Source organism: Streptomyces sp. NPDC017520, assembly GCF_044329855.1.
Taxonomy (GTDB): Bacteria; Actinomycetota; Actinomycetes; order Streptomycetales; family Streptomycetaceae; genus Streptomyces.
This window is the reverse complement of record NZ_JBIRKB010000001.1, coordinates 487,745-506,593: the sequence shown is the minus strand read 5'-3', so window position 1 is coordinate 506,593 and position 18,849 is coordinate 487,745. Positions and strand designations below refer to the sequence as shown.

At 72.4% G+C, this 18,849-nt stretch carries 17 protein-coding genes; 11 read left to right on the top strand and 6 right to left on the bottom strand.

Features of this window, described 5'->3' with window-relative positions; genetic code table 11:
• Positions 1-7: 7 nt before the first annotated feature.
• Positions 8-484, top strand: coding sequence for a MarR family winged helix-turn-helix transcriptional regulator (locus tag ACH4KB_RS02285; protein ID WP_398062734.1), 477 nt, complete (start codon positions 8-10; stop codon positions 482-484).
• Positions 485-496: 12 nt separating this feature from the next.
• Here ACH4KB_RS02285 and ACH4KB_RS02280 read toward each other — a convergent pair whose 3' ends face one another.
• The gene (locus ACH4KB_RS02280) at positions 497-1,984 is read right to left on the bottom strand and encodes a sensor histidine kinase (RefSeq protein WP_398062732.1); all 1,488 of its coding nucleotides are present in this window, start codon (positions 1,982-1,984) and stop codon (positions 497-499) included.
• On the bottom strand, positions 1,981-2,643 hold the full coding sequence (locus ACH4KB_RS02275; RefSeq protein WP_398062730.1) for a response regulator transcription factor: 663 nt from the start codon (positions 2,641-2,643) through the stop codon (positions 1,981-1,983). The genes ACH4KB_RS02280 and ACH4KB_RS02275 overlap by 4 nt, the downstream gene beginning before the upstream one ends.
• Before the next feature lie 117 nt (positions 2,644-2,760).
• On the opposite strand from ACH4KB_RS02275, the gene ACH4KB_RS02270 reads away from it, so the two are divergent.
• The gene (locus ACH4KB_RS02270) at positions 2,761-3,498 is read left to right on the top strand and encodes a PepSY domain-containing protein (RefSeq protein WP_398062728.1); all 738 of its coding nucleotides are present in this window, start codon (positions 2,761-2,763) and stop codon (positions 3,496-3,498) included.
• 86 nt (positions 3,499-3,584) lie between these two features.
• Here the strand turns inward: ACH4KB_RS02270 and meaB are convergent, their stop codons facing one another.
• Both meaB and ACH4KB_RS02260 read right to left on the bottom strand, forming a co-directional pair.
• On the bottom strand, positions 3,585-4,553 hold the full coding sequence (gene meaB / locus ACH4KB_RS02265; RefSeq protein WP_398062726.1) for a methylmalonyl Co-A mutase-associated GTPase MeaB: 969 nt from the start codon (positions 4,551-4,553) through the stop codon (positions 3,585-3,587).
• Between the two features lie 64 nt (positions 4,554-4,617).
• Complete coding sequence (locus ACH4KB_RS02260; protein WP_398062724.1) at positions 4,618-5,823, bottom strand: acetyl-CoA C-acetyltransferase; 1,206 nt, start codon at positions 5,821-5,823, stop codon at positions 4,618-4,620.
• A gap of 134 nt (positions 5,824-5,957) precedes the next feature.
• Here ACH4KB_RS02260 and mce point away from each other — a divergent pair, with 134 nt between their 5' ends.
• The 7 genes from mce to ACH4KB_RS02225 all read left to right on the top strand — a co-directional run bounded on the left by mce (position 5,958) and on the right by ACH4KB_RS02225 (position 15,601).
• Positions 5,958-6,386, top strand: a complete 429-nt coding sequence (gene mce, locus ACH4KB_RS02255) for a methylmalonyl-CoA epimerase (RefSeq protein ID WP_018958964.1) — start codon at positions 5,958-5,960, stop codon at positions 6,384-6,386.
• 197 nt (positions 6,387-6,583) lie between these two features.
• Complete coding sequence (gene scy / locus ACH4KB_RS02250; protein WP_398062722.1) at positions 6,584-10,477, top strand: polarized growth protein Scy; 3,894 nt, start codon at positions 6,584-6,586, stop codon at positions 10,475-10,477.
• A 184-nt stretch (positions 10,478-10,661) separates the two neighbouring features.
• The gene (locus ACH4KB_RS02245) at positions 10,662-11,600 is read left to right on the top strand and encodes a cellulose-binding protein (protein ID WP_018958966.1); all 939 of its coding nucleotides are present in this window, start codon (positions 10,662-10,664) and stop codon (positions 11,598-11,600) included.
• Between the two features lie 84 nt (positions 11,601-11,684).
• Complete coding sequence (locus ACH4KB_RS02240; RefSeq protein WP_398062718.1) at positions 11,685-12,689, top strand: ABC transporter ATP-binding protein; 1,005 nt, start codon at positions 11,685-11,687, stop codon at positions 12,687-12,689.
• A gap of 5 nt (positions 12,690-12,694) precedes the next feature.
• The gene (locus ACH4KB_RS02235) at positions 12,695-13,474 is read left to right on the top strand and encodes an ABC transporter permease subunit (protein ID WP_398062716.1); all 780 of its coding nucleotides are present in this window, start codon (positions 12,695-12,697) and stop codon (positions 13,472-13,474) included.
• 130 nt (positions 13,475-13,604) lie between these two features.
• Positions 13,605-14,741 carry an ABC transporter ATP-binding protein gene (locus tag ACH4KB_RS02230; RefSeq protein WP_398062714.1) on the top strand — a complete coding sequence of 379 codons (1,137 nt, stop codon included), beginning with the start codon at positions 13,605-13,607 and terminating at the stop codon, positions 14,739-14,741.
• On the top strand, positions 14,738-15,601 hold the full coding sequence (locus ACH4KB_RS02225; protein ID WP_398062712.1) for an ABC transporter permease: 864 nt from the start codon (positions 14,738-14,740) through the stop codon (positions 15,599-15,601). Before ACH4KB_RS02230 ends, ACH4KB_RS02225 begins: the two co-directional genes overlap by 4 nt.
• 90 nt (positions 15,602-15,691) lie before the next feature.
• Here ACH4KB_RS02225 and ACH4KB_RS02220 read toward each other — a convergent pair whose 3' ends face one another.
• On the bottom strand, positions 15,692-16,021 hold the full coding sequence (locus ACH4KB_RS02220) for an ATP/GTP-binding protein (protein WP_398062710.1): 330 nt from the start codon (positions 16,019-16,021) through the stop codon (positions 15,692-15,694).
• Positions 16,022-16,233: 212 nt separating this feature from the next.
• Between ACH4KB_RS02220 and ACH4KB_RS02215 the strand changes: the two genes are divergently transcribed.
• Complete coding sequence (locus ACH4KB_RS02215) at positions 16,234-17,283, top strand: LLM class flavin-dependent oxidoreductase (RefSeq protein ID WP_398062708.1); 1,050 nt, start codon at positions 16,234-16,236, stop codon at positions 17,281-17,283.
• A gap of 130 nt (positions 17,284-17,413) precedes the next feature.
• On the opposite strand, the gene ACH4KB_RS02210 is transcribed toward ACH4KB_RS02215, so the two are convergent.
• Entirely contained in the window at positions 17,414-17,806 is a 393-nt protein-coding gene (locus tag ACH4KB_RS02210; RefSeq protein WP_003966234.1) for an SCO5389 family protein, read from the bottom strand.
• 275 nt (positions 17,807-18,081) lie between these two features.
• On the opposite strand from ACH4KB_RS02210, the gene nucS reads away from it, so the two are divergent.
• The gene (nucS, locus tag ACH4KB_RS02205; RefSeq protein WP_097870781.1) at positions 18,082-18,753 is read left to right on the top strand and encodes an endonuclease NucS; all 672 of its coding nucleotides are present in this window, start codon (positions 18,082-18,084) and stop codon (positions 18,751-18,753) included.
• Positions 18,754-18,849 lie beyond the last annotated feature (96 nt).

The following is an 18,849-nucleotide window of genomic DNA, read 5'->3' as shown; positions in this document are numbered from 1 at the left end:
TCCATATATGGAGACCGAGACGGCCACCCGCTGGCTGAGCGAAGCGGAGCAGTGCGCCTGGCGCACCCACCTGGACGTCAGCAGGCTGCTGATGCACCAACTGGAGAAAGACCTCCAGCCGTTCGGCCTGACCATGAACGACTACGAGATCCTGGTCAACCTCTCCGAATCGGACGACCAGCGCATGCGGATGAGCGACCTCGCCGCCGCCACCCTCCAGTCCAAGAGCCGGCTCTCGCACCAGATCACCCGGATGGAGACCGCCGGGCTGGTCCGCCGCACCCACTGCGAATCGGACCGGCGTGGACTGTTCGCGGTCCTCACCGAGCACGGCGCGGAGACCATGCGCAAGGTCGCCCCGCACCACGTCGCCTCGGTGCGGCAGCACTTCATGGACCTGCTGTCCCCCGAGGCGCTGGCCGACCTGCACGCCGCGCTGACCCCGATCGCGGAACACCTGCGCGGCAAGCGCGGCAAGCTGTAGGGCCCGGGGCCGTCAGGCGGGGCGGGGCAGCCACAGCCGGAAGGCCGCACCGCCCTCGGCCGCCGCGTGCACAGTCAGCGTCCCGCCGTGGCGCGAGGCGACGTCCCGGGCGATGGCCAGCCCGAGTCCCGCGCCGCCGTCGTCCCGGCTGCGGGCGTCGTCGAGCCGGACGAACCGTTCGAAGATCCGCTCCCGCTCGTCCTCGGGAACGCCCGCCCCGTCGTCCCTGACCTCCACCCGTACGCCGCGCCCGTCGGCCGCCACCGACACCGCGACGCTCCCCTCGGCGTGCCGCTGGGCGTTGTCCAGCAGATTGCCGATCACCCGGGACAGCTGCCCGCGCGACCCGCTCACCTCGAACGCACCGCCCTCCGGCGCCTCGACGCCCACCGCGATCCGGTCCCCGGTCCGCTGCGACACCTCCTCCCGGACCAGCGCGCCCAGCTCCACCGTCGCGCTCCCGGGCTTCTCCCCCGCGTCCAGGCGGGCCAGCAGCAGCAGATCCGCCGCCAGCACCTGGAGCCGTACGGTGTCGGCGACCGCGCCCGGGAGGTCCAGCAGCTCCGGATGGGCCTCGGCCACCTCCAGCTGGGTGCGCAGCGAGGCGATCGGGGAACGCAGCTCGTGCGAGGCGTCCGCGACGAACCGGCGCTGGCGTTCCACGGACGCCTCCAGGACGGTGAGCGTCTCGTTCGTCGTCCGGGCCAGCGCCGCGACCTCGTCCCGCGAACCGGGCTCCGGGACCCGGCGGGCCAGGTCCTCGGACGCGGTGATCGCCGCCATCTCGCGGCGGATGCCCTCGACCGGCCGCAGGGCCCGGCGGGTCACCAGCCAGGTCACCCCGGCGACGACCACCAGGAGCAGCGGCAGCCCGGTGAGCATCGCCCCGCGCACCGTGTCCACCGCCTCCTGCTCGGCGGCGAGCGGTGCGCCCGCGTGCACGGTCAGGGTGACGCCACGAGGGGTGGTCGCCTCGACGGCGGCGAAGCGGTAGTCGGCGGTGGTGCGGTCGACGGTGGCGGTGCCGTCGGAGAAGTCCGGGTCGTCGGAGGAGACCTGACCGCGGCCGGGGCGGCCGCCGTCATCGTCGTCGGAGCTGCCGTCGTCGGCGCTGTCGTCATCGGCGCTGTCGTCGTCCCCGTCCCCGTCATCTTCGCCGGGCGACGGGGAGGCCCCCGCCGAGGCCGACGGCACCGGGGTGACGCCGCTCGTGCCGGTGCCGGTGACGGCCCGCAGGTCCTTGGAGACGAGGACGACCCGGCCCTCCTCGTCGGTCACCTGGACCGGGTGGTCCTCCTCGTCGTCCAGTTCCAGTTCGTCGTACGGGGTGTCCGTGGCCAGCTGTCCGGCCACCTCGCGGGCCGCCACCTCGGCCTGGAGGTCCGCCTGGTCGATCAGGTTGGCCCGCAGGACCAGGAGCACGGCGAGACCGGCCGCCACCAGGGCGACGGCGACGACCAGGGTGGCCCCGATGGCGGCCCTGGCCCGTACGGACCTCACTTCGCCTCCAGCCGGTAGCCCGCGCCGCGCACGGTACGGATGGCACTCGCGCCGAGCTTGCGGCGCAGGGTGGAGACGTAGACCTCGACGATGTTCGGATCGCCGTCGTAGGCGAAGTCCCAGACGTGCTCCAGGATCTCCGCCTTGCTGACGACCTGGCCCGCGCGCAGGGCGAGCTGTTCCAGCACCGCGAACTCCTTGGCGGTGAGCGCGATCTCGTCCTCGCCGCGGATCACCCGGCGGGCGGCGGTGTCGATGCGCAGGGACCCGACGGTCAGGACGGGCGCGGCGGTGCCGGCTCCCCGGCGGCGCAGCAGGGCGCGGACCCGGGCGACGAGGACGACGTAGCTGAAGGGCTTGGTCAGATAGTCGTCGGCGCCGGTGTCCAGCCCCTCGGCCTCGTCGTACTCGCCGTCCTTGGCGGTCAGCATGAGGATCGGCACCTCGTGGCCGGCGGCGCGCAGGTTCGAGCAGACGCGGTAGCCGTTCATGCCGGGCAGCATGATGTCGAGGATCACCAGGTCGTAGACGCCCTCGCTCGCCCGGTGCAGCCCTTCGAGACCGTCGTGCACGACATCCACGGCGAAACCCTCGGCGGTCAGTCCCCTCGCCAGGGACACCGCGAGGCGCTTCTCGTCCTCCACGATCAACAGGCGCATGCGCACAGCCTCGCAAACTCCACCTGAAGGCGTCTTCAGGTGGCTTCAGGTTGCGTTCAGCAACGTCCCGGCAGTGTGGGGCACGTCGAACAGCAGCAGCTCCCGGGAGGAACCCTCATGAAGCGCAACGTCACCATCGCGGCGATCACCGCGGCCGTGCTCATCGGCGGCACCACCGCCGCCACCGTCGCCTTCGCGGACGACGGTGACGGCGACCGTACGCCCGCCAGGGGCGTGAGCGCCGTGAGCCTCGCCGACGACAACGCCTCCGACGACCGCGCGGACGACGCTTCCGACGACCGGGCCCCGGCCGCCGCGAAGAGCACCCGGATCACCCTCGACCAGGCGGTCGCCGCCGCCCTGAAGAGCGTCCCGGGCACGGTCACCGAGGCCGAGCTGGACGATGACGACGACGACAACGGCCGCGCGGTCTGGGAGCTGGACGTCCGCGGTTCCGACAAGAAGTGGCACGACGTGACGGTGGACGCCGGCAACGGCAAGGTCCTGAAGACCCGCGACGACGACAACGACGACCGCGACCGCCACGCGCCCCGCTCCTCCGCCGTCACCCTGAACCAGGCGGCGGACGCGGCCCTGAGGACCGCGCCGGGCAGCGTCACGTCGATCGACCTGGACGACGACGATGACGACGACAGCCGGGGCAGCGTCCTGCGCTGGGACATCGACATCACGGGCAAGGACGGCACGCAGCACGAGCTGCGCGTCGACGCGAAGACCGGCAAGGTCACCGTGGACCGCGACGACGACGGTGACGACGACCGGGACGACCGCGCGGACGACAAGGACGACGACCGCGGCGACGACCGGGATGACCGGGACGGCGACGACGGCTGACGTAAACCCGGGCGGACGCACGTGAAGCAGGAGAAGGCCCTCGCAGCGGTGCACGCCGCTCCGAGGGCCTTCGTCGTGTCGTTCGTTCAGGAGCCCTGCGTCAGCCCCGCCACCAGTTCGTCGGCCGCCGCGTACGGGTCCAGGGTCCCCGCGACGATGCGCTCGGCCAGGGCGTGCAGCCGGCGGTCGCCGCGCAGGTCGGCGATCCTCTCGCGGAGCGCGGTGACGGCGATCGTCTCGACCTCGTGCGCGGCGCGGGCGGTGCGGCGCTCGGCCAGCACGCCGTGCTCCTCCATCCACGCGCGGTGCTTCTCCAGGGCCTCGACGACCTCGTCCGTGCCCTGGCCCCGGGCGGCGACCGTCTTCACGATCGGGGGGCGCCAGTCGCCGGGGCCCCGGGCCTCCCCCAGGCCCAGCATGTGGTTCAGCTCGCGGGCGGTGGCGTCCGCGCCGTCCCGGTCCGCCTTGTTGACCACGTAGACGTCGCCGATCTCCAGGATCCCGGCCTTGGCCGCCTGGATGCCGTCGCCCATGCCCGGGGCGAGCAGCACGACGGAGGTGTCGGCCTGGGAGGCGATCTCCACCTCGGACTGGCCGACGCCGACCGTCTCGACGAGGACCACGTCACAGCCCGCCGCGTCCAGCACCCTGATGGCCTGCGGCGCGGACCAGGCGAGGCCGCCCAGGTGGCCCCGGGTCGCCATCGAGCGGATGTAGACGCCCGGGTCGGAGACGTGGTCCGCCATCCGGATCCGGTCGCCCAGCAGCGCCCCGCCGGAGAACGGCGAGGACGGGTCGACGGCGAGGACGCCGACCCGCTTGCCCGCCCGGCGGTAGGCGGAGACCAGGGCCGAGGTGGAGGTGGACTTGCCGACGCCCGGCGAGCCCGTGAGCCCGACGACGTAGGCGTGGCCCGCCAGCGGCGCCAGCGCGGCCATCACCTCCCGCAGCTGCGGGGACGCCCCCTCCACCAGCGAGATCAGCCGGGCCACCGCACGCGGCCTGCCTGCTCGTGCCTGCTCGACCAGCGTGGGGACGTCCACGTCCACGTCCACGTTCACCGCTCCGTATCTCTCGCTCTGCCCCGGGACCCGGACGGGCCCGGAATCCGTACGGCTGCTACTTGCCCGGGACCCGGATGATCAGCGCGTCGCCCTGACCCCCGCCGCCGCACAGCGCGGCCGCGCCGGTGCCGCCGCCGCGCCGCTTCAGCTCCAGGGCCAGGTGCAGGACGATCCGGGCGCCGGACATCCCGATGGGGTGGCCGAGCGCGATGGCGCCGCCGTTGACGTTGACCTTGTCCGAGGTGACGCCCAGGTCCTTCATGGACTGGACGGCGACGGCCGCGAACGCCTCGTTGATCTCGATCAGGTCGAGGTCCCCGACGCCGAGGCCGTCCTTCTTCAGGGCGTGCCGGATGGCGTTCGAGGGCTGCGACTGGAGGGAGTTGTCGGGGCCCGCGACGTTTCCGTGGGCCCCGATCTCGGCGATCCAGTCGAGGCCCAGCTCCTCCGCCTTCGCCTTGCTCATCACGACGACCGCGGCGGCACCGTCGGAGATCTGCGAGGAGGTGCCGGCGGTGATCGTCCCGTCCTTGGCGAAGGCGGGGCGCAGCTTGCCGAGCGTCTCCACGGTCGTCTCGGCGCGGATGCCCTCGTCCTGCGAGAACAGGACCGGGTCGCCCTTGCGCTGCGGGATCTCGACCGGGGTGATCTCGGCCTCGAAGAGACCGTTCTTCCGGGCGGCGGCGGCCCGCTGGTGGGACTGCGCGCCGACCTCGTCCTGGGCGGCGCGGTCGAGACCGAGGCGGCCGTTGTGCTTCTCGGTGGACTCTCCCATCGGGATGTTCTCGTACGCGTCGGTGAGACCGTCGTGCGCCATCGAGTCCAGCATCCCGATCGCGCCGTACTTGTGGCCCTCGCGGGACTTGGGGAGCAGGTGCGGGGCGTTGGTCATGGACTCCTGACCGCCCGCGACCACCACGTCGAACTCCCCGGCGCGGATGAGCTGGTCGGCCAGCGCGATGGCGTCGAGCCCGGACAGGCACACCTTGTTGACGGTGAGCGCGGGGACGTTCATCGGGATGCCGGCCTTGACCGCGGCCTGCCGGGCGGGCATCTGGCCCGCGCCGGCCGTGAGCACCTGACCCATGATCACGTACTGGACCTGGTCACCGCCGATGCCCGCCCGGTCCAGGGCGGCCTTGATGGCGAAGCCGCCGAGGTCGGCGCCGGAGAAGCTCTTGAGGGAGCCGAGGAGGCGGCCCATGGGCGTCCGGGCGCCCGCGACGATCACTGAGGTGGTGGTACCGGTCGTTGCTGGCATGGGCACGGCCCCTTGGGATCGGATGTGAACGAGGGTTTACCTGAATGTACTGAGCGGTGTCGCGCCCGTCATCCGGCAACCGGTGTGACGGCGCGCACGTTGCGTAACCATGGCGGTAGCGCTGCACTGGATCCATGCTGACGCGAATCGACCACATCGGGATCGCCTGTTTCGACCTGGACAGGACGGTCGAGTTCTACCGTGCCACGTACGGCTTCGAGGTGTACCACTCCGAGATCAACGAGGAGCAGGGCGTCCGGGAGGCGATGCTCAGGATCAACGGGACCTCGGACGGCGGGGCCTCCTACCTCCAGCTGCTGGAGCCCACCCGGGAGGACTCGGCCGTCGGCAAGTGGCTGGCGAAGAACGGGGAGGGCGTGCACCACATCGCCTTCGGTACGGAGGACGTGGACGGGGACGCCGCGGACATCCGCGAGAAGGGCGTCCGGGTGCTGTACGACGAGCCGAGGACGGGGTCGATGGGGTCCCGGATCACGTTCCTGCACCCCAAGGACTGCCACGGCGTCCTCACCGAACTGGTCACGAGCAGGGCGGAGCACTGACCACCGCATACCCGGCCCGGTAGAGTGGGCGGTTCCGGGCCGGGGCCGGGTCGGGGGCGTTCCGCGTCCTCGTCGTTTGTCTGTCACCATTCCCGGGGGACTCACGCCGGCGAGCAGCTCGTGCGGAGAGTCGCGACCAGGGTAGGGGTCTCCCCCGCTCGAACTAAGTTGAGCTCGGGGAAGGATGGGACCGCGCAGTGCGGGGCTACGAACGCCAGGAGAGCCACCTCGCTGAAGACGACCATCTCTCGCGGTTCGAAGCCAAGATGGACCGGCTGAAGACCGACCGGGAGAAGGCCGTCCAGCACGCCGAGGACCTCGGCTACCAGGTCGAGGTCTTGCGTGCCAAGCTGCACGAGGCCCGGCGCAATCTCGCGAACCGTCCCGCCTACGACAGCGCGGACCTCGGCTACCAGGCCGAGCAGATGCTGCGGAACGCGCAGGTCCAGGCCGAGCAGATGCGCAGCGACGCCGAGCGCGAGCTGCGCGAGGCCCGCGCCCAGACGCAGCGGATACTCCAGGAGCACGCCGAGCACCAGGCGCGTCTCCAGGCCGAGTTGCACGCCGAGGCCGTCCAGCGCAGGCAGCGGCTCGACCAGGAGCTGGCGGAGCGCCGCCAGACCGTCGAGTCGCACGTCAACGAGAACGTCGCCTGGGCCGAACAGCTGCGCGCCCGCACCGAGTCGCAGGCCCGCCGGCTGCTGGAGGAGTCCCGCGCCGAGGCCGAACAGGCGCTGGCCGCCGCCCGGGACGAGGCCGCCCGGCTGGCCGAGGAGACCCGTCGGCGCGCCGGCTCGGAGACCGAGACCGCCAGGGCCGAAGCCGAGGCGATCCTGCTGCGCGCCCGCAAGGACGCCGAGCGCCTCCTCGGAGCCGCCTCCGCCCAGGCGCAGGAGGCCAGCAGCCACGCGGAGCAGCTGCGCTCCAGCACGACCGCGGAGACCGAGCAGACCCGCCAGCAGACCACCGAGCTGAACCGGTCCGCCGAGCAGCGCCTCTCGGAGGCCGAGACCCGGCTGCGCGAGTCCCGGCTGGAGGCGGAGAAGCTCCTCGCCGAGGCGAAGGACGCCGCCGCCAAGCAGTTGGCCGCCGCCGAGTCGCAGAACGAACAGCGCACCCGTACGGCCAGGTCGGAGATCGCCCGGCTGGTCGGCGAGGCCACCAAGAGCACCGAGGCGCTGAAGGAAGAGGCCGAGCAGGCGCTCGTCGACGCCCGCGCCGAGGCGGAGCGGCTGGTCGCCGAGGCGGGCGAGAAGGCCCGTACGGTCGCCGCCGAGGACGCCGCCGCCCAGCTGGCGAAGGCGGCCCGCAGCGCCGAGGAGGTGCTCACCAAGGCCTCCGAGGACGCGAAGTCGACGACGAGGGCGGCGAGCGAGGAGGCCGAGCGGATCCGCCGCGAGGCGGAGGCCGAGGCGGACCGGCTGCGCGGCGAGGCCGCCGAGCAGGCCGACGAGCTCAAGGGCGCGGCGAAGGACGACACCAAGGAGTACCGGGCCAAGACGGTCGAGCTCCAGGAGGAGGCCCGCCGGCTGCGCGGCGAGGCCGAGACGCTGCGCTCCGAGGCGGTCGCCGAGGGCGAGCGGATCCGGGGCGAGGCCCGCCGCGAGGCGGTCCAGCAGCTGGAGGAGGGCGCCCGCACCGCCGAGGAGCTGCTGACCGAGGCCCGCTCCGACGCGGACGAGCTGCGCACCAAGGCGAACGGCGAGAGCGAGCGCATCCGCACCGAGGCCGCCGAGCGGGCCGCGAGCCTGCGCAAGCAGGCCGAGGAGACGCTGGAGCGCACCCGGGCCGAGGCCGACCGGCTGCGGGCCGAGGCCGAGGAGCAGGCGGCGGCCGTCACGGAGGCGGCCGAGCGGGCCGCGACCGAGCTGCGCGAGGAGACCGAGCGCGGTGTCGCCGCCCGGCAGACCGAGGCCGCCGAGGAGCTGGCCCGGCTGCACACCGAGGCCGATTCCCGGCTCACCGCCGCCGAGGAGGCGCTGGGCGAGGCACGGACCGAGGCCGAGCGGATCCGCCGCGAGACGAACGAGGACGCGGAGCGGCAGCGCGCCGAGGTCGCGGAGCGCGTACGGACGCTGACCGAGCAGGCCGGGGCGGAGGCCGAGCGGCTGCGCGACGAGGCGGCAGCCGACGCCGCCCAGTCCCGTGCCGAGGGCGAGAGTGTCGCCGTACGGCTGCGCGGTGAGGCCACCGCCGAGGCGGAGCGGCTCAAGTCCGAGGCGCAGGAGAGCGCCGACCGGGTGCGCGCGGAGGCCGCGGCCGCCGCCGAGCGGGTCGCCGCCGAGGCCGCCGAGGCGTTGAACGCCGCCCAGGAGGAGGCCACGCGCCGCCGCCGGGAGGCCGAGGAGATCCTCGGCGCGGCCCGGACCGAGGCGGAGCAGGAGCGCGAGCGGGCCCGCGAGCAGAGCGAGGAGCTGCTCGCCTCCGCCCGCAAGCGGGTCGAGGAGGCCCAGGCCGAGGCGCAGCGGCTGGTCGAGGAGGCGGACGCCCGGGCGACCGAGCTGGTCACGGCGGCCGAGCAGACGGCCCAGCAGGTACGGGACTCCGTCGCCGGTCTGCAGGAGCAGGCCGAGGAGGAGATCGCCGGGCTGCGCTCGACGGCGGAGCACGTCGCGGAACGCACCCGGAGCGAGGCGCAGGAGGAGGCGGACCGGGTCCGCTCCGACGCGCACGCGGAGCGGGAGCGGGCCGCCGAGGACGCGGTCAGGCTGCGCCGCGAGGCGAACGAGGAGGCGGCACGTCTCCGGCGGGAGGCCGAGGAGGAGACCGACGCCGCGAAGGCGCTGGCCGAGCGGACGGTCTCCGACGCGATCGGCGAGTCGGAGCGGCTGCGTGCGGACACCTCCGAGTACAGCCAGCGGATGCGCACCGAGGCGTCCGACGCGCTGGCGTCGGCGGAGCAGGACGCGTCGAAGGCCCGTGCCGAGGCCCGGCAGGACGCCAACCGGATCCGTTCGGAGGCGGCGGCCCAGTCGGACCGGCTGATGGCCGAGGCGGCCAACGAGAGCGAACGCATCCGCAACGAGGCGGCCCAGGCCTCCGAGCAGCTCGTCGTCGAGGCCACCACGGAGGCCAACCGCCGCCGGGCCGAGTCCACGGAGCAGGCGGACCGGATGCTGGCCGAGGCGACCGGCGAGTCCGAGCGGTTGCGCGCGGAGGCGGCGGAGCGGCTCGGCTCCGCGCAGGAGCACGCGGCCCGCACCCGCGAGGAGGCCACACGCCTGCACGCGGAGGCGGAGGCGGCGGCCGAGGAGATGCGCTCGGAGGCCCGCCAGGAGGCGGACCGGCTGCTGGACGAGGCCCGCGAGGCGGCGGCCAAGCGCCGGGCGGACGCGGCCGAGCAGGCGGACCAGCTCATCAACAAGGCGCGGGAAGAGGCGCTGCGTACGGCCACCGAGGCCGAGGGGCAGGCCGACACGATGGTCGGCGCGGCCCGCAAGGAGGCCGTGCGCATCACCTCGGAGGCGACCGTCGAGGGCAACACCCTGGTCGAGCGCGCCCGGGCCGACGCCGACGAACTGCTGGTCGGCGCGCGGCGCGACGCGACGGCGATCCGGGAGCGGGCCGAGGAGCTGCGGGCCCGGCTGGAGAGCGAGATCGAGGAGCTGCACGAGCGGGCCCGCCGGGAGACGTCCGAGCAGATGAAGACCGCCGGCGAGCGTGTCGACAACCTGATGAAGGCGGCGACCGAGCAGCGCGACGAGGCCGAGGCGAAGGCCAAGGAGCTGATGGCGGAGGCCAATTCGGAGGCGAGCAAGGTCCGTATCGCCGCGGTGAAACGGGCCGAGTCGCTGCTGAAGGAGGCCGAGACCAAGAAGGCCCTGCTGATCCGCGAGGCGGAGAAGCTGCGCGCCGACGCCGAGGCCGAGGCCAAGCAGACGGTCGACGAGGGCAAGCGTGAGCTGGACGTCCTGGTGCGCAGGCGCGAGGACATCAATGCGGAGATCTCCCGTGTCCAGGACGTGCTGGAGGCGTTGGAGTCTTTCGAGGCTCCGACCGGGGGCGGGAAGCCGGGCGGCGGTTCCGCGGGAGGCGCCAAGGCCCCGGCGGCGGCGGGCACGCGGTCGGGGGGCAAGTCGTCCGAGCGGTGACCGATCCGCGGTGTGCCGTGCATCGTCATGGACATTCAAACCTTCGAGTGGCAAGCACTCCGGGGGTCAGCCACTCAAAAGGGGTGTCATTCTCCAGATCAAACCGGCATCTTCACGCTGACACGCCGCCAAGGCCCCTAGGATTCCCCCTATCACCTCACCGGTCTCATTCGACAGGAACCTCATGAGTGACCCTTCCTCCCCCTTCGGCTTCGAGCTCGTGCGACGAGGCTACGACCGCGGTCAGGTGGACGACCGCATCACCAAGCTCGTCGCCGACCGTGACAGTGCACTGGCCCGAATCACCTCTCTGGAAAAGCGCATCGAGGAGCTGCACCTCGAGACGCAGAACGCCCAGGCCCAGGTAAACGACGCCGAGCCGTCGTACGCCGGTCTCGGCGCCCGTGTCGAGAAGATTCTCCGCCTCGCCGAGGAGGAGGCCAAGGACCTGCGCGAGGAGGCCCGCCGCGCGGCCGAGCAGCACCGGGAGCTCGCCGAGTCGGCGGCCCAGCAGGTGCGCAACGACGCCGAGTCGTTCGCCGCCGAGCGCAAGGCGAAGGCCGAGGACGAGGGCGTCCGCATCGTCGAGAAGGCCCAGGGCGAGGCGAACACGCTCCGCACCGACGCCCAGAAGGACGCCCAGCAGAAGCGCGAGGAGGCCGACGCCCTCTTCGAGGAGACCCGCGCCAAGGCCGCCCAGGCCGCGGCCGACTTCGAGACCAACCTCGCCAAGCGCCGCGAGCAGTCGGAGCGAGACCTCGCGTCCCGCCAGGCCAAGGCCGAGAAGCGTCTCGCCGAGATCGAGCACCGCGCCGAGCAGCTCCGCCTGGAGGCCGAGAAGCTCCGCACGGACGCCGAGCGCCGGGCCCGCCAGACGGTGGAGACCGCCCAGCGCCAGGCCGAGGACATCGTCGCCGACGCCAACGCCAAGGCCGACCGGATCCGCAGCGAGTCGGAGCGCGAGCTGGCGGCGCTCACCAACCGCCGCGACTCGATCAACGCGCAGCTGACCAACGTCCGCGAGATGCTGGCGACGCTGACCGGCGCCGCCGTGGCCGCCGCCGGCTCCCCGGTGGAGGACGAGCCCGCCACCCGCGGTGTCCCGGCCCAGCAGACCCGCTGACCCCCCGGCGCGTGCAGTACCCCGTGTGCGCCCGGTTCCGCCTTTGTGGTGGCGCCGGGCGCTCGCGCGTTCTAGCGTGAACGCATGATCGAGCTCGAGGGCCTCACCAAACGGTTCGGCAGCAAGATCGCCGTCGACCATTTGTCGTGTCAGATCAGACCGGGCATCGTGACCGGCTTCCTCGGCCCGAACGGGGCGGGCAAGTCCACCACGATGCGGATGATGCTCGATCTCGACAACCCGACCAGCGGTACGGTGCGCATCGACGGCAAGCACTACCGCGAACTCCAGGAGCCGCTGAAGTACATCGGGGCGCTCCTCGACGCCAAGGCGATGCACGGCGGCCGCAGCGCGTACAACAACCTGCTGTGCCTGGCGCAGAGCAACCGCATCCCGCGCAAGCGGGTCGACGAGGTGCTCGACATGGTCGGCCTGAGCGCGGTGGCGAAGAAGAAGTCCAAGGGGTTCTCCCTCGGCATGGGCCAGCGGCTCGGCATCGCGTCCGCGCTGCTCGGCGATCCCGAGATCCTGATGTTCGACGAGCCGGTCAACGGGCTGGACCCCGAGGGCATCCACTGGATCCGCAATCTGATGAAGGCGCTCGCGTCGGAGGGCCGGACGATCTTCGTCTCGTCCCACCTGATGAGCGAAATGGCGCTGACCGCCGACCATTTGATCGTGATCGGCCAGGGCAAGCTGCTCGCCGACACCTCGATGGCGGACTTCATCCACGAGAACTCCCGCAGTTACGCGCGGCTGCGCTCCCCGCAACAGGAGCGGCTGCGCGACGTGCTGCACCAGGAGGGCTTCACCGTCGTCGAGACGGTGGGCGGCGTCCTGGAGATCGACGGCGCCACCACCGAGGAGTTGGGTGAGCTGGCCGCCCGGCACCAGTTGGTGCTGCACGAGCTGAGTTCCCAGCGGGCCTCCCTGGAGGAGGCGTTCATGCAGATGACCGCCGGTTCGGTGGAGTACCACGCCCATTCGGAACGGGACCCGGCGGTCGAACCGCCCGCGGTGGGGGCCGGCTGGGGCGAGAACTGGAACAGGCCCGCGGGCACCGACGACACCGACGGCAAGGGGGCGTGACGGCCATGGCATCGGTACCCGCGGTTCTCACCTCGGAATGGACCAAGATCCGGTCGGTCTCCTCGACCACCTGGACCCTCATCGCCGCGTTCGCCGTCACGGTCGTGATGGGCGCGGCGTTGAGCGCCCTGCTGAACGCCACGTTCGACGACCTCTCGGAGGCCGAGCAGGCCACGTTCGACCCGACCTTCGTCAGCTTCTCGGGGACCGTTCTCGGCCAGCTCGCGATGGTGGTGTTCGGGGTCCTCGTGGTCGGCACCGAGTACAGCTCCGGCATGATCCGCACCTCGCTGGCGGCGGTGCCCCAGCGCGGGACCTTCCTCCTCAGCAAGATCACGGTGGCCGGCGGGCTGGCCCTCGTCGTGGGGCTGCTCACCAGCTTCGTCTCGTTCTTCCTGAGCCAGGCCATGCTCGGCGACCGGGGCACCGACATCGGCGCGGAGAACGTGCTGCGGGCGGTCGTCGGCGGCGGGCTCTACATGGGGCTGATCGCGATCTTCTCCATGGGGGTCGCGGCGATGCTGCGCAGTTCGATGCTGTCGCTCGGCATCCTGATGCCGTTCTTCTTCCTGGTCTCGCAGATCCTCGCGGCGGTGCCGGGTGCCAAGAGCGTCGCCCGGTACTTCCCCGACCAGGCCGGTTCGAAGATCATGCAGGTCGTCCCGGACGCGTTGAACACGGACCCGGCCCCGTACGGCCCCTGGGCGGGGCTCGGGATCATGGCGCTCTGGGTGGTGGCGGCGGTGCTCGGAGGCTTCCTGGTCCTGAAGAAGCGGGACGCGTAACGGTCCGCTCGCACGCGGTGCGCAACTTGGCCGGAACCGTCACCGCCTGGTTATCCTCCTAACTCTTACGGGGGTGTGCGGCCGGGTGGCCCGAGCCCCGAACGACAGAGTGAGTCGATGGGGCTGGAGAATGATCGAGGCAGTCGGCCTGACCAAGCGCTACGGCGCGAAGACGGCCGTGGACGACCTTTCCTTCCAGGTGCGGCCGGGGGCTGTCACCGGGTTCCTCGGTCCGAACGGGTCGGGCAAGTCGACGACCATGCGCATGATCCTCGGCCTGGACCGCCCCACCGCAGGTCACGTCACGATCGGCGGCCACCCCTACCGCGACCTGCCGAACGCCCCGCGCCAGGTGGGCGCCCTGCTGGACGCCAAGGGCGTGCACGGCGGACGCACCGCCCGCAACCACCTGCTGTCCCTGGCCCAGCTGGCCGGTATCCCGGCGGCCCGGGTCGATGAGGTGCTGGGCGTCGTCGGCCTCCAGGACGTCGCCAAGCAGCGCTCCAAGGGCTTCTCGCTCGGGATGGGGCAGCGGCTCGGGATCGCGGCGGCGCTGCTCGGCGATCCGGAGGTGCTGCTGTTCGACGAGCCGGTCAACGGTCTCGACCCGGAGGGCATCCACTGGGTCCGTAATCTGATGAAGGCGCTCGCCGCCGAAGGACGCACGGTCTTCGTCTCGTCCCACCTGATGAGCGAGATGGCCCTCACCGCCGACCATCTGATCGTGATCGGGCGCGGCCGGCTGCTCTCCGACATGAGCGTCACGGACTTCATCTCCGCCAACTCCGCCGACTTCGCCCGGGTCCGGGTGCCGGACGACGCCCCCGAGGAGCGGCAGAAGCTGACGGCCTCGCTCATCGAGGCGGGCGGCCGGGTCATGACGGAGCCGGGCGGCGCGCTGCGGGTCACCGGGCTGCCGCTGCCGCGGATCAGTGACCTGGCCCACGGCTGCGACGTACGGCTCTGGGAGCTGTCGCCGCACCAGGCCTCTCTGGAGGAGGCGTACATGCGCCTCACGCAGGGCCTGGTGGACTACCGCTCGACGGACGACGCCAAGGCGGGGCTCGTGGAGCCGCTCCCCCAGGACGCGTACGGGAGCGCCGACGGCTTCGTGTACCCCGAGCCGGTGGAGGTGCCGCAGGAGGGCTGGTACGCCCCGCCGCCGCCCGTTCCCGGCCGGGGCCCCGCACCGGCGGCGCCCTCCCCCGAAGCCGAGCCCTCTGCCGCCACCGCGGCCGGGGACCAGACGAGCGAGGACCTCCGATGACGACGCCGGCCACCCCGCGGGCCCACCAGCAGGCGCCGGACGCCGGCCTGCTGGGCTCCTACGAGTCGCCGATCCCGATCCGGCCCGCCACCCTCGGCGACGCGGTCGCCTCCGAGTGGACCAAGATCCGTTCGGTGCGCGCCACGCTCTGGACGCTCGGTGTGATGGTCGCGCTGATGCTGACGGTCGGGCCGGGCACCGCGCTGCTGCTGCTGGCGGGGGACGGCGGCAGCAGCGGCAGCGGCGTGCCGAATGAGCCGGTCCTGGTCCTCGGCTTCTTCGGGGTGCTGCTCGGCTCGATCTGTGTGATCACGCTCGGTGTGCTGACCATCGGGTCCGAGTACAGCACCGGGATGATCCGTACGACGCTGACGGCCTGTCCGAGCCGGGGCCGGGTGCTCGCGGCGAAGGCGATCGTCTTCGCCGCGCTGTCCTTCGCCGTCACGACGGTGACCGCCGCGGTCGTGGCGGGGCTCCAGACCCTGATCCTGGACGGGCCCGCCGCGTCGGGCGGCGAATGGGCGCTCGCCACGGTCGGTGTGGGGCTCTATCTCGCGGCCCTCGGCCTGCTGTCGCTCGGGGTCGGCGCGATCGTGCGGCACTCGGCGGGCGCGATCACCATCATGATCGGCGTGGTGCTGGCGCCCCTGGTCCTCGCGCTGTTCATGTTCGCCGACAGCCTGCGGGGCCTTCAGCGCTTCCTGATCGACTACTCGATCCCCAACCAGATCGGCGGGATATACGGCACGACGATGACCACTACCGGTCCGACCGGCTGGGAGCCGCTGCTGCTGATGCTGGGCCTGGCCGCCGCGGCTCTGGGCGGGGCCGTCGCGATACTGAACCGGCGCGACGTCTGAGGGACCGAGCGACGTCTGAGGGACCGAGCGATGTCCGAGGGCCCGAGCAGGGCTGGAGGGGTCGGTCGGGGGCCGAGGGGCCGGTCGGGCTCAGTAGCGCGGAGCGTTCCGGGACCGCTGCACCCGGGTGGTGCGGCGGTCCTTCGCGTTCCAGCACGCCTTGTGCCAGTGCCTGCGGTCGTCGATGCCGCCGAACTCGGGCCAGGTCACGAGGTGCGGGACGCCGGAGGGAATCTCCTGGTCGCAGCCGGGGCAGCGGTACCGCTTGCCCTGGGCGCTCGCGCCGCTGACCGGGCGCACCGACCACTCCTCGCCCTGCCAGCTCTCGGTGGCCCCTCCCCCGCCGTACCTGCCGAGCGCCGATCCGGGGTGTTCGTCGGGACTCTCGCCACCACGGGGGCGGTTACGGCGCGGGGACACAGGACACCTCACGGGGCGGATCGGACACGGTTCCGCCCAAGCCTAGAGCCTGGCGTCGGGAGCGGCGGTCGGGCTGTCCGGCGGCCCTGTTCGGCACTGGGGTGAGTTAGCGGAAAATCGCAACAACTTCCTCCTGGACCGTGCCTTTGGCACGTGTCAGACGTTGTTGCCGGTGGGGGAGAAACGCGTCGGCCGCAAGGAGGCAATAGGCGATGCGCATCGGAACGTTCGTTCTGGCAGCCCAGTTCCCGGGACAGGGGCCCGGTGAGGCCCTGCACCGGGCCGTCCGGTCCACCGAGGCGGCGGAGGAGAGCGGTCTCGACTCGGTCTGGCTGGCCGAGCACCACTTCGTGCCGTACGGGGTCTGCCCGTCCGCGACCACGCTGGCGGCGCTGCTGCTGGGCCGCACCCGCAGAATCCGGGTCGGCACGGCGGTCAGCGTGCTGCCCAACCACCACCCGGTCGCGCTCGCCGAGCAGGCGGCGCTGCTGCACCTGACCAGCGGCGGACGCTTCTCGCTCGGGGTGGGCCGGGGCGGTCCGTGGGTGGACCTGGAAGTGTTCGGCGGCGGTCTCGACGCGTACGAGAACGGCTTCCCCGAGGCGCTCGGCCTGGTGCTCGACTGGCTGCGGGAACCGCGCGTCGCGGGGCGCGGCGAGCGGTTCGGCTTCCGTGAGGTGGCGGTGGTGCCGCGCGCGGACGAGCTGCTGGAGGGCCCGGCGGACGCGGGAGCGGGAGCGGCGGGGCCCGAGGTGGTCGTGGCGTGCACCTCGCCGAAGAGCGTGCGGCTCGCGGCCCGGCAGGCGCTGCCGATGCTGCTGGGCATGCACTGCGGGGACGAGGAGAAGGCGGAGATGGTCGCCCTGTGGCGTACGGCCGCCCGGGAGGCCGGGCATCCGCCCGAGGCGGTGGAGGCGGCCGCACATGTGTGCGCCGGGGTGGCCCAGATCGAGGACGGCGCCGGAGAGGCCACGGAGCTGCTGGTGAAGTCGATGCCCGGCTGGCTGCGCCAGGGGCTCGACGCCCATGTCACGGTCGACGGCAGGCACCGCGTGATGCGGGACCCGGTCGCGTACACGGAACTGCTGTGCGGGCTGCATCCGGTGGGCCCGCCGCGGCTGGCGGCCGACCGGCTGGCGGCCACCGCCGAGCGGACCGGGATCACGCGCTTCGCCCTCCTGGTGGAGGGGTCGGGTGATCTCGCGGCCACCGAGGAGAACGTCCGGCGGCTGGGCGCCGATGTGCTGCCCCTGCTCACCTGATCTGCGCATGCCGGTGTTTCCTCGGAGCCGTCCGGAAGCCGAGATCTGTGGGACGAGTGGTGCGGTGGTGCGGGAGCTGCCGCCCCGGGGCCAGTACACCTCCCGCGGCCCGGGGCGGCAGCAGAGGCGTTCAGCAGTCCCGGAGTTCGGGCGACTGATTGAGCAACTGACCCCTCACCGAAGTGAACTTGGCCAGTCGGTCGTCGACCGAGGCGTCCAGCGGGAACACCGCGACGCGGTGGCAGTTCTGGAATGCGATGCGCACTCCGAAGTGCCGCTGGAGCGCGCCGCGTATCGCATCACTCGCGAGCGCGCGCAGCAGCTGACCACGTGCCTGCTCGTCCGGCGGCGGCGTCTGGTTGTCGGCGAACTGTCCGCCGTCGACCTTCAGCTGAGCCACCAACGAGCTGATCATCTCCCATGCGAAGGGCAGGGAGGTCCGGACGCAGTCGACGAAGTCGGCTTCGTCGACCTCGCCTCGCTCGGCCTGTTCCAACAGCGCCGGTGAGACGTCGAGCGACATGGGTTCTCCTCTCGCGACCCCGGGCGATGGCCGGGGCCTTACGGGCAGGGAAGGGGGGGCGGCGACGACGCAGCGTGCACGGACGGCGACCTCCTGCTTACACGGTAAGCGCGCAGTCGGGGCCGCACCAGAAGATTGGGAACACAACCGGCCAATAACGAAGGGGCGCAAAGAGGGGCAAGCCCGCTCCGCCGCGTCGCGGTGTGCACCGAGTGGCGGGGGCGACGGATGGGGAAATCGCGTCGAGCCCCCGTCGTCGAGTAGCGTTGCCGACCATGCGTCTCGTCATCGCCCGTTGCTCCGTGGACTACGCGGGCCGGCTCACAGCCCACCTGCCCTCCGCCCCCCGACTGATCCTGGTGAAGGCGGACGGAAGCGTCTCCATCCACGCCGACGACCGGGCGTACAAACCGCTCAACTGGATGTCCCCGCCGTGCACCCTGAAGGAGGGCGCCGACGGTGAGGAAGGCGTCTGGACCGTGGTGAACAAGGCGGGCGAAAAACTGATCATCACCATGGAGGAAGTCCTCCACGACTCGTCGTACGAGCTGGGCGTCGACCCGGGGCTGATCAAGGACGGCGTGGAAGCGCACCTCCAGGAGCTGCTCGCGGACCGGATGGAGATCCTCGGCGAGGGTCACACCCTGATCCGCCGCGAATACCCCACCGCCATCGGGCCGGTGGACATCCTCTGCCGGGACGCGAACGGGCAGACGGTGGCCGTGGAGTTGAAGCGGCGTGGTGACATCGACGGCGTGGAGCAGCTGACGCGCTATCTGGAGCTGCTGAACCGCGACCCGCACCTCGCGCCGGTCCGGGGCGTCTTCGCCGCGCAGGAGATCAAGCCGCAGGCCCGGGTACTGGCGACGGACCGCGGCATCGGCTGCCTGGTCCTGGACTACGACGCGATGCGCGGCATCGAGGACGACAAGCTGCGGCTGTTCTGAGCGACGGCGTCAACGGGGGGGGGGGGGGGGGGGGGGGGGGCGGGGGCGGCGCCCGCCCCCCCCCCCCCCCGCCGGGGGGGGGCCCAGCCGGGCGGG

Bases quoted from the DNA above. Each gene is read 5' to 3' on its own strand.
- ACH4KB_RS02235 (WP_398062716.1), top strand. From the start codon at position 12,695: ATGGCATCGGTACCCGCGGTTCTCACCTCGGAATGGACCAAGATCCGG.
- mce (WP_018958964.1), top strand. From the start codon at position 5,958: ATGCTGACGCGAATCGACCACATCGGGATCGCCTGTTTCGACCTGGAC.
- ACH4KB_RS02230 (WP_398062714.1), top strand. From the start codon at position 13,605: ATGATCGAGGCAGTCGGCCTGACCAAGCGCTACGGCGCGAAGACGGCC.
- ACH4KB_RS02260 (WP_398062724.1), bottom strand. From the start codon at position 5,823: ATGCCAGCAACGACCGGTACCACCACCTCAGTGATCGTCGCGGGCGCC.
- ACH4KB_RS02245 (WP_018958966.1), top strand. From the start codon at position 10,662: ATGAGTGACCCTTCCTCCCCCTTCGGCTTCGAGCTCGTGCGACGAGGC.
- ACH4KB_RS02210 (WP_003966234.1), bottom strand. From the start codon at position 17,806: ATGTCGCTCGACGTCTCACCGGCGCTGTTGGAACAGGCCGAGCGAGGC.
- ACH4KB_RS02225 (WP_398062712.1), top strand. From the start codon at position 14,738: ATGACGACGCCGGCCACCCCGCGGGCCCACCAGCAGGCGCCGGACGCC.
- ACH4KB_RS02285 (WP_398062734.1), top strand. From the start codon at position 8: ATGGAGACCGAGACGGCCACCCGCTGGCTGAGCGAAGCGGAGCAGTGC.
- ACH4KB_RS02240 (WP_398062718.1), top strand. From the start codon at position 11,685: ATGATCGAGCTCGAGGGCCTCACCAAACGGTTCGGCAGCAAGATCGCC.
- ACH4KB_RS02275 (WP_398062730.1), bottom strand. From the start codon at position 2,643: ATGCGCCTGTTGATCGTGGAGGACGAGAAGCGCCTCGCGGTGTCCCTG.
- ACH4KB_RS02215 (WP_398062708.1), top strand. From the start codon at position 16,234: ATGCGCATCGGAACGTTCGTTCTGGCAGCCCAGTTCCCGGGACAGGGG.
- nucS (WP_097870781.1), top strand. From the start codon at position 18,082: ATGCGTCTCGTCATCGCCCGTTGCTCCGTGGACTACGCGGGCCGGCTC.
- ACH4KB_RS02270 (WP_398062728.1), top strand. From the start codon at position 2,761: ATGAAGCGCAACGTCACCATCGCGGCGATCACCGCGGCCGTGCTCATC.